The 15578-nt window shown below is 36.2% G+C and carries 11 protein-coding genes and 1 riboswitch; of the genes, 3 read left to right on the forward strand and 8 right to left on the reverse strand.

Annotated features, from left to right (window positions below):
• The first annotated feature begins 195 nt into the window (after positions 1-195).
• Complete coding sequence (locus QV06_RS01990) at positions 196-462, forward strand: DUF5339 family protein (RefSeq protein ID WP_065236715.1); 267 nt, start codon at positions 196-198, stop codon at positions 460-462.
• A gap of 243 nt (positions 463-705) precedes the next feature.
• Here QV06_RS01990 and pta read toward each other — a convergent pair whose 3' ends face one another.
• The 3 genes from pta to QV06_RS02005 form a co-directional block, all read right to left on the reverse strand.
• Complete coding sequence (gene pta / locus QV06_RS01995; protein ID WP_065236716.1) at positions 706-2844, reverse strand: phosphate acetyltransferase; 2139 nt, start codon at positions 2842-2844, stop codon at positions 706-708.
• Between the two features lie 63 nt (positions 2845-2907).
• Complete coding sequence (locus QV06_RS02000) at positions 2908-4116, reverse strand: acetate kinase (protein WP_065236717.1); 1209 nt, start codon at positions 4114-4116, stop codon at positions 2908-2910.
• Between the two features lie 227 nt (positions 4117-4343).
• Positions 4344-8687 (reverse strand): autotransporter outer membrane beta-barrel domain-containing protein, encoded by a 4344-nt coding sequence (locus QV06_RS02005; protein WP_065236718.1) that lies wholly within the window; start codon positions 8685-8687, stop codon positions 4344-4346.
• A 356-nt stretch (positions 8688-9043) separates the two neighbouring features.
• On the opposite strand from QV06_RS02005, the gene yfbV reads away from it, so the two are divergent.
• On the forward strand, positions 9044-9493 hold the full coding sequence (gene yfbV, locus QV06_RS02010; RefSeq protein ID WP_065236719.1) for a terminus macrodomain insulation protein YfbV: 450 nt from the start codon (positions 9044-9046) through the stop codon (positions 9491-9493).
• A 40-nt stretch (positions 9494-9533) separates the two neighbouring features.
• On the opposite strand, the gene moaE is transcribed toward yfbV, so the two are convergent.
• From moaE to topA, 5 genes are all read right to left on the reverse strand, one after another.
• Positions 9534-9986: a molybdopterin synthase catalytic subunit MoaE gene (moaE, locus tag QV06_RS02015; RefSeq protein WP_065236720.1), complete on the reverse strand. Its 453-nt coding sequence runs from the start codon at positions 9984-9986 to the stop codon at positions 9534-9536.
• Position 9987: 1 nt separating this feature from the next.
• Positions 9988-10233, reverse strand: coding sequence for a molybdopterin synthase sulfur carrier subunit (moaD, locus tag QV06_RS02020; protein ID WP_065236721.1), 246 nt, complete (start codon positions 10231-10233; stop codon positions 9988-9990).
• Entirely contained in the window at positions 10227-10712 is a 486-nt protein-coding gene (gene moaC / locus QV06_RS02025) for a cyclic pyranopterin monophosphate synthase MoaC (protein ID WP_065234129.1), read from the reverse strand. Before moaC ends, moaD begins: the two co-directional genes overlap by 7 nt.
• A 20-nt stretch (positions 10713-10732) precedes the next feature.
• Entirely contained in the window at positions 10733-11752 is a 1020-nt protein-coding gene (gene moaA / locus QV06_RS02030; protein WP_065236722.1) for a GTP 3',8-cyclase MoaA, read from the reverse strand.
• Positions 11740-11874: riboswitch (molybdenum cofactor riboswitch) on the reverse strand. Its footprint overlaps the gene before it by 13 nt.
• A gap of 82 nt (positions 11875-11956) precedes the next feature.
• Positions 11957-14563 carry a type I DNA topoisomerase gene (topA, locus tag QV06_RS02035; protein ID WP_065236723.1) on the reverse strand — a complete coding sequence of 869 codons (2607 nt, stop codon included), beginning with the start codon at positions 14561-14563 and terminating at the stop codon, positions 11957-11959.
• Positions 14564-14840: 277 nt separating this feature from the next.
• Between topA and folM the strand changes: the two genes are divergently transcribed.
• Positions 14841-15566 (forward strand): dihydromonapterin reductase, encoded by a 726-nt coding sequence (gene folM / locus QV06_RS02040; protein WP_065236724.1) that lies wholly within the window; start codon positions 14841-14843, stop codon positions 15564-15566.
• Positions 15567-15578 lie beyond the last annotated feature (12 nt).

The raw sequence follows: 15578 nt of genomic DNA on the forward strand, positions 1-15578 counted from the left end.
GAGGGAACCCAATAAACATTTATTAAGATTTGTGATTACTTTCACGTTTGTCAGCAGTCTGTGGTAAAGAAGTAGTATTACGCCTTTATCTTTTCTCCTATTACCTCGACACTCCATTCTAGTTATGTTATACTGCATCCGCCTAAATAATAGGCATTTTTCTTATTTAATTTTTACTTAGAAGGAAATATAACGATGAAAAAATTAATTTTATCATTATCTTTACTTGGTGTAGCAATGAGTGCGTCTGCAGCTGATTTAGCGCCTTCTTGCAAAAAATATTTTGAAGAATATGAAGGTATGCTTAAAGCAATGCCACAAGCACAAGCTGACGCATATAAACAACAATATGAAGCTGCAAAACAACAATTTGCTGCATTACCTACCTCTGCACAAGATCAAAGTTGTACTCAAGCACTTGAGCAACTAAAACAATCTAAAGCTGCAATGGGCATTAAATAATTAAGATATATTTCTTAATTCGCCCCTCGCACGTATTTGCCTTAGTGGGGGGGGGTATTTTCACTAACCTATTATCTATAATTCTTGTTTTATTAGCTCTTTTTCTAAGTTTCTTTAATTACTTATTTTTCATCTATCTATAAATCTATTTTTACCTCTACCCTAACCAAATTCAGAAAATAAAAAAATCAGCCAACGATTTACGCCAGCTGATTGTTCAATAATAAAGATAATAATGAATAATTAGTTTTGGGTTGCTTGAATTGCTGTTAAGGCAATGGTGTAAACAATATCATCCACTAATGCACCACGAGATAGGTCATTTACTGGTTTACGCATACCTTGTAACATCGGTCCAATAGAAATTAAATCTGCTGAACGTTGTACTGCTTTATAAGTGGTATTACCGGTATTCAAATCTGGGAAGATAAATACAGTGGCTTTACCCGCTACTGGTGAATTTGGTGCTTTAGAACGCGCCACATCTTCCATAACTGCCGCATCATATTGTAATGGACCATCAATAATAAGATCTGGACGTTTCTCTTTCGCTAAACGAGTTGCTTCTTTCACTTTATCTACATCTGCACCTTTACCCGATGTTCCAGTTGAATAAGAAATCATTGCAACACGTGGGTCAATACCAAACGCTTTCGCAGAATCTGCTGATTGAATCGCAATTTCTGATAACTCTTCTGCGGTTGGATTAGGATTAATCGCACAGTCACCATATACCAATACTTGATCAGGTAATAACATAAAGAAGATAGATGATACTAATGAGCTACCCGGCGCAGTTTTGATTAATTGAAGTGGTGGGCGAATTGTATTTGCTGTGGTATGTACTGCACCAGAAACAAGACCATCAACTTCATTCGCTTCAAGCATCATAGTACCAAGAACAACGGTATCTTCGAGTTGTTCACGAGCTAATACTTCTGTCATACCTTTGTTTTTACGTAATTCAACTAAACGTGCGACATAATTTTCACGAACATCAGCAGGATTAATAATGGTAATACCTTTACCTAATTGAATACCTTGTGCTTCTGCGACACGTGCTACTGAAGTTGGATCAGCCAATAACACACACTCTGCAATACCACGTTCTGCACATAATGCAGCCGCTTTTACAGTACGAGGTTCATCCCCTTCTGGTAACACAATACGTTTTTTCGCATTACGCGCTAATTCAGTTAATTGGAAACGGAATGCTGGTGGTGATAAACGGTGTACTCTTGAAGTAGTTTCAATTAAAGAGTTAATCAATTCTTTATTGAATTGTTGTGCCATATAGTCTTTGATTGCTTCAATACGTTCTTTATCATCAGTTGGCACTTCAAGATTAAAACTTTGTAGGTTTAATGCTGTTTGCCATGTGGTACCTTCAACACGGAAAATTGGTAAGCCCGTTTCAAATGCACGTTCACAAAGTTTCGCTACATGATTTTCTAAACGATAGCCACCAGTTAATAACATTGCACCAATTTCGATACCATTCATTGCGGCTAAAGCAATCGCAACAATTACATCTGGACGATCGGCAGAAGTTACTACTAAATTACCTGGTTTAAGGTGTTCAATAACATGTGGTAAACTTCTTGCACAGAATGTAATACCACGGATACGACGTTTATTAATTTCACCTTCTCTTAAGATTGATGCACCTAAATGACGTGCAATATCAATCGCACGGCTCGCAATCAATTCTGGATTCCAATCAATACATGCTAATAGACGAATTGGGCTTTGCTCAAACAATTTGTGTACAGCTTGTGCATTCACACGGCTATGTTGGAAAGAGTCAAAAATTTCTGCAAGATCTGGACGAGTACGCCCATTTTCATCAGTTGGTGCGTTAAATTTATTAATAACCACACCTAATAAATTAGGATTATATTTACCACCAAATTGAGAAGCTGCCGCTTCAACACGTTCTTTTAACTCTACCGGTGTATCAGTTGCTGGTGCAGAAACTAAGATGATCTCAGCATCTAATGCTTGTGCAATGCGGTAGTTAATACTATTTGCATACGAGTTTTTACGTGTTGGAATCAAACCTTCAACAACAACAATTTCATTGTTTTTCGCTAATGTTTGATGACGCTCTACAATTTTTTCTAATAAAACATCAGTTTGATTTTGACCGATCATATTTTCTGCTTCACTTAACATAAATGTTTTTGCAGTATCAATAGTCGGGCTTTGATAAAGAATAGAAGTTGTTCTGTCTAATGTATCTTCACCACTAATTGGTTGAGAGATTGGTTTCATAAAACCAATTTTTGCCCCTTGTTGTTCAAGCGCTTGGATTAAACCTAAACTAACACTGGTTAAACCAACACCAGTACTGATCGGGATAAGAATAATTGTTCTGGACATAATAACCTTCTTACTAAGGAATAAAAAATAAACTGCCGATAATATTATCGGCAGTTACGAGAATTATTTTTTGATACAAAGGCGTGCAGTATCTTGCGCAATCACTAATTCTTCATTAGTTGGTAGAACCATTGCTACTGGAGAATCATCAGTGGTAATAATACCTTCATTACCAAAACGTGCTGCTAAATTACGTTCGTTATCTAATTTATAACCGAATACTTTCAAGTGATTTAAGGTTAATTCACGAACGTGTGCAGAGTTTTCACCAATACCACCAGTAAAGATAATAGCATCAAGTGGCTCACCCACAGCAGCCATATAACCGCCGATATATTTCGCTAAACGGTAACAATAAACGTCTAAAGCACGTTTTGCAGGTTCTTCTTTATCATAATTATCTTCTGCATAACGACAGTCACTGGTTACTTCTGTTAAACCAAGTAAGCCTGATTTCTTGGTAAGAGTTTGTTCAATTTCATCCATACTCATACCTAATGTTTTTGACATAAAGAAAGTTACTGCTGGGTCAACATCACCGCAACGAGTACCCATTACTAATCCTTCTAATGGTGTTAATCCCATAGATGTATCAACACATTTACCATAGCGAATTGCGGAAACAGAACCACCATTTCCTAAGTGGCAAGTAATTGCATTAATTTTATCTTCTGCAATATTTAAGCGTTTTGCAGCTTCTTTAGTCACATAATAATGGCTAGTTCCGTGTGCACCATAACGACGAACACCATGTTCTTTATACATTGAATATGGTAATGCATAAAGGAAGGCTTCTTCAGGAATAGTTTGATGGAATGCAGTATCAAACACGACCACATTTTTATCTTTTAACTCAGGGAACATTTTGAAAGATTCTTCGATCCCAATTAAGTGTGCTGGGTTGTGTAATGGCGCAAATTGAATTGCATCACGGATACCTTCAATAACGCTTTCATCAACGATAGTTGATGCTGTGAAACGTTCGCCACCATGAACAATACGGTGTCCAATAGCAGCAATGCTATCTTTAAGAGATGGATCTAATGGAAAAATGTGGTTTACGATAAAATCAAGTGCTTCACTATGTGCTGCGCCTGCACCTAATTCTGCATTTCCTTTTTCACCATGTAATTTCCATTTAATACGCGCATCTGGAAGATGGAATGCTTCTGCTAAACCAGATAGCTTCTCTTCTCCAGTTTCAGGATTTAAAATAGCAAATTTTAAAGAAGAACTTCCACAGTTAAGAATAAGAATAAGATTTTGCGTCATTGAAATAACCTATCTCTTGTTGAATGAATAGTAACCTGTTTTAATAAACTAGGCGTCTGTTTTTATTGGCGGATAGGATACACTGTTATAGTCAAAAAATAAATTTCCTCCACGGCAAAAATAAAAAATTTTTTAATTTATATAAAATAAATATAGGTTAATTCAGTAAAGTTGCTAATTAATACATCAATCTTTACCAAATTAACCAAATCTATTATTTTGTAACACTAAAATAGATAGCTTAAATTTGCTATATAGCGGTTAGATTTAACACTACTTCCTTTTTGGTATTCATATCCTAAACTATATACAAAATTGCCTCGTTTTGCTTCAATACCTACTTTACCAACAAAGTTTCCTTTATCGACAACATTATAGGTAAAACTATCTGCCACATTTGCATAGCGAACTGTTTGTTTTGCTTGACGATTACCAATATTCCAAGCATAACCTAACTCAAGTGATGGATTAACTTTCCATTCACCAGCCCTTAATGTTGCTTGATATTTCACCCCAACTGGAAGAACAAACAGATTTTGTTTATCTTGAGAATAAGATAACCCAACACTATTTGTATAATTTCCACTATCTAAATTGAGATAACGTACTCCAACATAAGGGATTAATGTATGGCTATCTGCAACTTTCCATGTTTTCTCAACAGTGGTACCAACACTAATTACCGCAGTATCTTGCGTACCCATTAAGCGATAACCTGAATTATATTGAGTAAGATCATTATCTCCTTTTACATAAGAAGCATCTGCTAATACAGCAAGACCTGCAATATTTGCTCGACCATACGCACTAAAACCGAAATATTTCGCTTTGTTGGTAGTCTCTGTTGCTAAAGTGCTATTCTTATATTTGCTATTTATATGAGTAAATGCTAATCCAACTGCATTACCCGCTTCTCGATATAAATCTAGCCCTAACACTAAACCATGATGTCTTGCATTACCATTTTCTCTAACAACACCATTTAATCCTGAAATATCGTCTTTCGTATGGATATAACGCACCCAAACGTTTTTACTATATTCAGTATCCTCGAGGGTAGAAAGATGATTTGTTAATGTTTCATTCATCAATTCTGCTGCTTTATATGCACCATATGTCACATTACCTAACGGACTCATTGCTGCCGCACTATTAAAGGCATCAATTTGCGCTGATAGTGTCGTATTTACTAAACTATTCATTGCTTTATCAAAGAACGCCTTAGCGGATGTGCCAGAATGATTTGCTAAAGTATTATTAACCACATTTTGGATTAATAAACCATTTGAACCATATACCGCACTTGCGCTTTGCAATTTTGCAGTTAAGCCAAAGCTATTTGCATTGTTATTAGCAGCACCAATTAATTTATAAAGAGATTGATAGGTTAATACATTACCATTTGCATTTGCATCTGCATTTGCTGCAACATACCAGCTATTATTTGTCTCAACATCAGTTCCACTCATAATGTTATAAGTTTCCCCATCTGAAACATTATCTAAATAAAGTTTTGCATCAGCGCCCACATTCGCTGTAACAACATTTGTTAATGCCACTGCTTGTGAACCACTCACTTTACGTCCATCTACCATTAATAATGCATTATTGCCAATGCTTAACGCCCCATAACTCACACCACTACTTGCCGTAGCTAGAGGATCAACTACAAGGCTATTATTCGCTAAATCTAAGCTACCCGCTAAATAAGCTGCTGATAAAATTGCACCATTGCCCCAAGATAATCCTGAATTATTAAATGCATTATATGCTGTCGTTGCATCAGTACCATACACAAATACCGAGTTATTACCCACAACCACTTTTGTATTATTTAGGCTATTTGTTGTAAACGATGTACCGTCAGAAATTGTTTGTCCACTTAGCCATTGAGGATCTAAGAATAATGTTGCTCCAGCAAGATCTGCTTGTTTTATACTAACTTTCCCTGCTTTAGATGATGTACCGATATTAACAACATCACTAGCAGATGCAGCAGCTAATTTATCTGCCTTAATCGTGCCCGTTAATGAGCTATTACCTTTTACCTCTAATGTTTTTCCTAAAGATAAAGTTAATGTTCCATCTTGGGTATCTAATGTGGAATCTGACAAAGAAACATTTCCATTAATGGTTGTGGTGCCTCGAGTGTTTAATTGGCTATGATTTTTAACAATCACATTTGTAGTTAAAGCTAATTGTGTCGCTGCTGTTACCTGATCATTACCAAGGTTAAGAATACCAGCATCTTTATCTGAACTACCCACAACTACATTCAAATTAGGATTAGTTTGATTACTAACTAGTAAAACCTCACCACCCTCAGTACCACCTAAGGTCACTTCATTATTTTGATTAATTGATACCACTTCTGAACCCGTTTGTAGGTCTAATTTGCCTACATTAAATCCAGAACTGACTTTCTCGGCTGAAGCGTTAATTGCTCTAACTTCTGAATCAGTTGATTCATTTGAACCAACAATTAAATTGGCAGAAGATGTTGTTACAGTGACTTTGTCTAAAGCAACATCTTTACCTAATTCAGCCATATCATTTACGGAAAGATTTTTATCGACTAACTCCCCCGTCATCACAACAGAAGAATGGGTATCCCCCGCCAAATTGTTAAATACTGTTTTAGCTTGTTTCACATAATTAATTGAATATTTTGCATCATCAAGTTTGACAATCCCACCTACAAAGCTAATTTTACCTTTGATATCCTCTTTTACAGCTAAGGTGTCGAGGTTTTCAGCTTTTGTAGCATCGCCATCATTGAAGATTTGCCCTGCAAGCGTTTTTAGCACACCGTTATCTTTTAATACCAATTTACCATTTTTACCTGCAGTGATAGTGAGATCATTGGCTAAATCTTGGCTAGTATAGCTTGCTCCAACTAAATTAACATTGCTATCACCATCAATCTTCAATAAACCACTAAAATCACCTTTGTTTAAATTAATTTGACCATTAGCAACTCCTCTAAAAGTCATACCAGTTAAAGTAGATACCTTATCATTACTAATGTTAATTATGCCTAGTTGATCATTTGTAGTTTTCCCGCCAACTTGAATACTATGTTCCTTACCACTCTTAAACATAACATTGTTTAAAGATACGATTGGAGCAGCAGTTTCACCACCTGCATAAATATCACCATCAAGGGTAAGATCGGATCCATTTAATATGGATCGATCAATACTAGCAAGAGAACCAGTAATGGTGTGACGATTCCCACTAATTGTTGCTATTGATTGTGCATCAGCCACAATATCACTGGTTAAATCATTATATAGGTTAATAATGGAACGTTCTGCAATCGCATCGATTCCACTTTTCACAACATCTTCTTCTACTGATATTTTTGTACGTAAAATCTGACCACCATAATAATTTAAGGTAGCTTGTTTAACAGGCACTTTTGAAACAGAAAACTTATTAACCCCACCTAACAGAATTGCTCCAACTTTACCACCTTTCATATTAATAACAGCGTTTTCTACTACAGATTTACTACTATCTTGTGACGCAAGGTGAGTTCTAGCATCTTTATATTCACGTTCAGACGGAATAGTAATATCATTATATATTTCTTCTTGGCAATCACCGTTACAACGCGTCATATCATCACTATCAACATCAGCATGACCTCCTGCAACTAATGAACCTTTAATTTCACCTTGATTAACAGTAATGGTGCTATTTTTTACTAATGCTTGTCCTGATTGTTCAACATAAGCACCACCAAAAATCGCTTCTGATTCATCAAATACCCCATCATTAATTGTGATATTAACATTCTCAACCGTTGATTTAGTATTCTGACCTGTAGCTCCACTGGCATATATACTCTCACCAAAAGTTCCACCATTAATCACTAAATTAGTATTTTTATCAATTACTTCAGCTTTAGCAAGGGTATGAGGAAACTCTATATAATTTGATGCCACAGACCCTACAACAATAGAATCAGGAATTTCACCACCGTTGATAATTAGCGATGTTTCCTCTGTACTCATGATGCTGGTGAATTCTTGATCAATCATATTCTGTTTATGTATGATTTCTGCAATATTTCCACCTAGAATTAGACGATTTTCAGGACTAATATTATCATCACTATCATGATCTACATCTTCTGGAGTTTTATCATAGCGATAACCATTAATCACTAAAGATGTTTTTTTAGCGATTACCGTTGCAGCACTATTTACCATTTTACTGCCGCCACTAACAACATCATCATTATATGTCATTCGTTTTAAGACAGCTTCTGTACCAATAGTTAATAATGAATTACCTAATTGAATAGGACGATTAAAAGTAAGTTGTTGATTTTCATCATCACCAATAAAGCTATTAGCAATCATTTCTTCATATAAGCCTGATTGGAGAGTAACGTTAGTATTAATACTTGAGAGTTGTTCTGTAACATCAGTTTCTGATTTAATCCACCAACCACCACCAACAGAAGCTGATTGACCGTTAGGAGTATCAGTAGAGAGATAAGTTTTGGTTTCACCTTGAGAGATTAAGCTTAATTCATTTTGTTCTTCTGGGGCAGAAGCCACACCAGTAGGTTCATTCGCTAATGCTAAATTCCCCCCCCCAGAGTAGTAAGCGTTGTGGTAAATAATGCTAAAGAAATTTGTTTACTCAAGGCCGTAGGCATCAGCAACTTATGTAATGTTTTCATATATTTTCCTTTGAGAGATTTATAACCAAAAAATTAAGATACAAGAAAAAATTATTTATTATTCAATAGTATAACTATGAATATACTTTCCTATATAAATAATTTTATATAGGTAAATCGTCTATACTCTATCAATATTAATTATCATAAACAATACCTATTTTTTAGTTTTATATCACTTTTTTCTATATTAGAATTACTACCAGAAGATATAATACTTAATCATAGAAAATGAATATAACAACTTTACAACAAGGTGTTTGCTATGCAAATTACTGGCAACAACTTAGCCATAAGTGCAAAAAGTTAAATCTTATTTTTCCTGAACCTCGTATTATCAAGGCTACTCGCTTTGCTCAACAATTATTGATGCCATTACTACTGTTTACCTTAGGTTGGCAATATTTTATGTTAGGTTATTCTATAACTAGTTTTGCAAGCACATTATTAACGATAATATTTCTCTGCTCTTTACCATTACAAGGTTTTTATTGGCTAGGCAAACGGGCTCAGAAACCATTGAATAGTGCAACATTAACTTGGTATGAAAAAATTTATCAGCAAGTGAGTTTATATGAAGCATTACCACCTATGCCTGATAAACCGACTTTTCATCATCTTGTGATGTTATTACAAAGGGCGGAAAAGCGTTTAGATACGTCTTTTTGGGAAGATATTTAGCAACATACCAACCTGTTCGGTTGGTATGTTATCAATAGGATTACCATTTTTCGGCAGCTTGTTCATCGCTGTGTCGGCTATCTAACCAACGATCTCCTGCTGGGGTAGTTTCTTTTTTCCAGAATGGTGCTTTTACTTTGAGATAATCCATAATAAATTCATTCGCTTGATATGCATTACCGCGATGAGCAGAACTTACAGCAACAGCGACAATTTCATCACCAGTATAAAGTTGCCCTACTCGATGCACAATATAAATCCGCTGCAATTCCCAACGTTGTGCTGCTTGTTCCGCAATTTCACGTAACGCTTTTTCTGTCATTGCTGGATAATGTTCTAAATATAATCCTGATACAGCTTCACCCAAATTCATATCACGAACTTTACCAATAAAAATAACTGTTGCACCAGTTTCTGCTAATTCAGAGGCCCAACGATAAATATGTTGTTGATCAAATGGATCTGTTTGAACACTAATCTTGATTTCCGCCATATTAACCTCCTGTGACAGGTGGAAAAAATGCCACTTCATCACCAGATTTAATTGGCGTATTTAATGGAACTAAATTCTGATTAACTGCAGCTAAAATTCTACCTGAATTTAGAGCAAGCTCCCAACGCTCACCACGCTTGCTTAATGCTTGGCGTAATGCTTCCACATCTGCATACACAGCAGGTAAAGATAATTCTGCTTCACCAATTAACTCTCTTGTTTGTGCAAAAAAAACAACTTTTAACATGATGCTTCCGCCTTAAAATGTCCTGATTTTCCACCTAATTTTTCTAGCAAACGGATCCCTTCAATTCGCATATCTTTTTGCACAGCTTTACACATATCATAAATTGTTAATGCAGCGACTGATGCAGCAGTTAAGGCTTCCATCTCTACTCCCGTTTTTGCCGTTAATTTGCAATAACTTTCGATTCTAATTCGGTTATGTTCTGGTTCCGCTGTTAAGGACACTTCAACCTTGCTCAATAATAAAGGGTGACATAATGGAATAAGTTCCCAAGTACGTTTAGCTGCTTGAATACCCGCAATTCGTGCGGTAGCAAATACATCACCTTTATGGTGTTTCCCTTCAATAATCATTGCTAAAGTTTCTGCTGCCATAAAAACATAAGCTTCAGCTCTTGCTTCACGTACAGTATCTGCTTTTGCAGACACATCAACCATATTTGCTTCACCAGCATGATTAATATGTGTAAATTGACTCATAATTGTTCCGTAATTGATTTTTATCCACCGATTGAAGCAAGATGATTACGAATCCCGCTATCACCTTGATGGAGGAAATGGTGTTCTCTTTTACCTTGTAAAGCGGTAATTAACGCTTGTTGTAATTCAAACTGTTGATCATCATCTTGTAACCATTGGCGAATATCAATTCCTTCCTCACCAAATAAACAGAGATGTAATTTGCCTTGCGCGGATACACGAAGTCGATTACAACTTGCACAGAAATCTTTCTCATACGGCATAATCAAACCGATTTCACCGACATAATCTGGATGTTTAAATACTTGCGCTGGTCCATCAGTATGATGTTTACGTTGTAATTGCCAACCTGCATCGAGTAATTTTTGTTTAAGAATTGCACCTGACAGGTGATGTTTAGCAAAGAAGTGATCCATATCTCCAGTTTGCATTAATTCAATAAAACGCATTTGGATGGGTTGATCTTTGACCCAATGCAAGAACTCATTAAAACCTTTCTCATTTAGGTTTTTCATTAATACCGCATTGACTTTAATTTTGTCATAGCCAACTGCAAACGCTTTTTCAATACCTTGCAAAATATCCGCTAATTTATTTTCACCTGTAATTAAATGAAATAAGCGTGGATCTAAGCTGTCCACACTCACATTGATTGAATCAACGCCTGCTGCTTTCCAAGCTGCGACATCTTTTGCCATTCGATAGCCATTAGTAGTCAATGCAATTTTTTTAATATTTTGCTGTTGACGAATCGCTTCTACAATCGGTAAAAAATCTTTACGCAAAGTCGGCTCACCGCCAGTAATCCGAACTTTTTCTGTTCCCAAATGGGCAAATGCTCTGACTAAACGTTCAATCTCAACCACACTTAAAAACATACGTTTATCGCTTGGCGGTTGATATCCATTAGGTAAACAGTAATTACATTTAAAATTACAAACATCGGTAATGGAAAGGCGAAGATAAAAATATTGTCGATTAAAGGTATCAACAAGGCGATCTTCGGTAGGGATAATAATGTGACTATTATATTGTTGCATAAACACCTTTCTAAATACGAGGGGATAGACCGTTTCCAATCTATCCGTGAAACACTTTCGTGTTTGGCATAGCCACCATATCAAAAAGACTTAGGTCAACTAGCTCGGAGTATGCTAAAAAAACTTAAACTGATTTTAAAATTTTGGATAAACGCTTGCAATAACCTATTGATGTTATCCGCAAAGGAATTATCCAATATCAAATTATTTTTTACGTTCTATCCATTGCCCATCAATATAATCCACAATCCATTTTGTGGCTTTACCATCTTTTTCTGAATTTACGTATTGACGTTTTTCTTTACGGCTAAAGCGAATTAATGCTGGATTACCTTCTGGATCAAATTGCGGTGCGTCTGCTAAATATTGTAGTTTTTCCGGTAAACGCTCACGATATTGCGCTAACTCAGCCACTTTTGCTGGACGAGTTTCACGTGATTTCGGGAAGTTATGTGCTGACATAAACACGCCACTCGCCCCATCACGTAAAACAAAATACGCATCCGCATTTTCACATTTCAATTCTGGGAATGGAATCGGATCTTCTTTTGGCGGTGCAACTTCACCATTTTTCAAAATTTTACGTGTATTATCACATTGCGTACACGCCATATATTTACCAAAACGACCTAATTTAAGATGCATATCTGCACCACATTTGTCACATTCAACAACGGGGCCATCATAGCCTTTAATCTTAAATTCGCCTTTTTCTACAATATAGCCATCGCAATTTGGATTATTACCACATACGTGTAATTTTCGATGAGCATCAATAAGATAACTATCCATTGCAGTGCCACATTTTGGACAACGTTTGCGTTCCATCAATGCTTTGGTTTCTGAATTATCATCAAGTACATTCAATAACTCTGCTTCTGGAATTAAATTAATCGTTGTTTTGCAGCGTTCTTTTGGTGGTAACGCATAACCAGTACAACCTAAAAATACGCCTGTACTTGCAGTACGAATTGCCATTGGACGACCACAAGTTGGGCAAGGAATATTAGTTTCCACCAAATGATTTAACTTCATTCCCCCTTCAAGTTCATCCAATTCTGCTTGCGATAATTGAGTAGAAAAATCTTTAAAGAATTGATTAAGTTGTTGTTTCCAATCTGCTTTACCTTCTGCAATCTGGTCTAACACATTTTCCATATTTGCAGTAAAGTCATAATTCATTAAATCTGCGAAAGATTCATTCAGACGATCGGTAACAATTTCCCCCATTTTTTCCGCATAAAAGCGACGGTTTTCTGTACGCACATAACCACGTTCTTGAATAGTAGAAATAATCGAGGCATAAGTTGATGGACGGCCAATACCGCGTTTTTCTAACTCTTTCACTAATGCCGCTTCCGTATAACGTGCTGGTGGTTTAGTAAAGTGTTGGCTTGGATTAACCGCAACCAATGTTAAGATTTCCCCTTGTTTTACTTCAGGTAAAACGCGATCTTCTGCATTTTTTCCCATTGGCGGCAATACTTTCGTCCAACCATCAAAACGCAATACACGCCCTTTTACTTTCAACGTATAATCTGCTGCACTCGCGGTTAATGTCGTCGAGTCATAATTTGCTGCTGTCATTTGACAAGCTAAGAATTGACGCCAAATCAAATCATATAAACGAATAGCGTCTTTTTCCATTCCTTGCAAATCATCTGCTTTTAAATTGATATCAGAAGGACGAATCGCTTCATGTGCTTCTTGTGCATTCTCTTTGCTGGAATAGAAGTTTGGTTTTTCTGGTAAATACGCAGCACTAAAATGTTCAGTAATATAATTTCGTGCCATTGTTAATGCATCTTGACTCAAATTAGTTGAGTCAGTACGCATATAGGTGATATAACCTGCTTCATACAAACGTTGAGCTAATAACATGGTCTTTTTCACACCAAAGCCTAAGCGTGTACTTGCAGTTTGCTGTAAGGTTGAAGTGATAAATGGTGCTTTTGCTCGAGATTGTGTCGGCTTTGTTTCAACTTCTGTGACAACGTAATTTGCTTTTTCTAACTGCGCAACAGCTGATTGTGCTGCTTGTTCATTCGCAATTTGTAATACTTTGCCTTGGTAATGTGTAACTTCAAATGGTAAAGGTTGTTGGTTAGAATTTTGTGTATCAACCGCAATTTCCCAATACTCTTCTGGTTGAAATGCTTTAATTTCACGTTCACGCTCTACCAGCAATTTTACTGCTACTGATTGTACCCGCCCGGCGGATAAGCCTCTAGCGACTTTCTTCCATAATAAAGGGGAAACCATAAAACCAACTACACGATCTAGGAAACGACGTGTTTGTTGTGCATTAACCCGATCCATATTTAATTGTTCTGGTTTGCTAAAGGCTTGGGTAATTGCATTTTTAGTAATTTCATTAAATACAACTCGGCTAAAACGTTCATCATCGCCACCAATCACTTCTCGCAAATGCCATGCGATAGCTTCTCCCTCTCTATCCAAGTCGGTTGCAAGATAAATATGGTCTGATTTTTTAGCCAATGCTTTAAGATCAGCAACAACTTTTTCTTTATCAGGCAAAATTTGATAATTCGCTTTCCAATTATGATAAGGATCAACTCCCATGCGTTTGACTAAAGCATCTTGTTCTTTTTGTTGTTTGATTACTGCTTTTTCTTCCGCACTCAGTCCTTTTGTTGAAATAGCTTTTGCTTTTTCGCCTGTTGCGCTACCAGAAGTGGGCAAATCTCGAATATGCCCAACACTTGATTTCACAACATAATTACTACCTAAATATTTATTAATTGTCTTGGCTTTTGCTGGTGATTCAACAATAACTAATGACTTGCCCATAATAAAACCTGATTTAACTCTTTCTTCTATAATAAAAACGTCAGCACTTTTAGCCTCATCTCGTTTCTACTGCCCAAGATGTTCTATCAAATTCTTTGTATGATTAATATTGAGATGAAGTTCAAAGGAAAAATTTAGTTGGCAACAATAACAGCAAACATTCAAGATAACAAGATAAACAACAGCAAAATCATGAAAGTTAGCTAGTAATTCACCAAAAACAGTAGATTTCTGCTAGGATACGCTGCGAGATAAACACCCTACAGTGAGGTTTTTCATGAAAAATGTGATCATTATTACAGGTGCTGGACGTAGAATTGGGTTAGCCTTAACACAAACTTTTGCGATGCGTGGCGAAAATGTTCTTATTTCCTATCGTCACCCTTATCCAGAATTACAACAATTACCTGCTAATGTAACACAAATTCAAGCAGACTTCTCTACCCTTGAAGGCATTGAAACTTTTATTCAATACATAAAAGCAAAATGTCATTCTATTCGAGCAATTATTCATAATGCTTCCGCTTGGCAGGCAGAACAAGATCATAATACGTTGCAACAGGACAACCAGCTATTTCACACTTTGATGAGAATTCACGCTGAACTTCCTTATCTATTAAACCGCCAACTGGCACCACAATTACAACAATTTGCTCAAGAACAACATCGTCCAGCAGATATTATTCATTTAACTGATTTTGTCGCCCTTAAAGGAAGTAAAAAACATCTCGCTTATGCAGCCAGTAAAGCAGCATTAGAAAATTTAACACTTTCATTTGCCACAAAATATGCACCACTGATTAAAGTAAATAGTATTGCGCCTGCATTAATTGCCTTTAATGATGATGATCTCGCTGAATATCGACAACAGGCTATACAAAAATCTGTGATGCAGAAAGTTGGCGGTTATCAAGAAATGATTAAAGCTGTTGATTATTTGTTATCAAGCGAATATATCACTGGTGAAACATTACAAATTACTGGTGGTCGGCACTTAAAATAAATATTAAATAAT

The sequence above is a fragment of the Gallibacterium genomosp. 3 genome, from assembly GCF_001678475.1.
GTDB lineage: Bacteria > Pseudomonadota > Gammaproteobacteria > Enterobacterales > Pasteurellaceae > Gallibacterium > Gallibacterium faecale.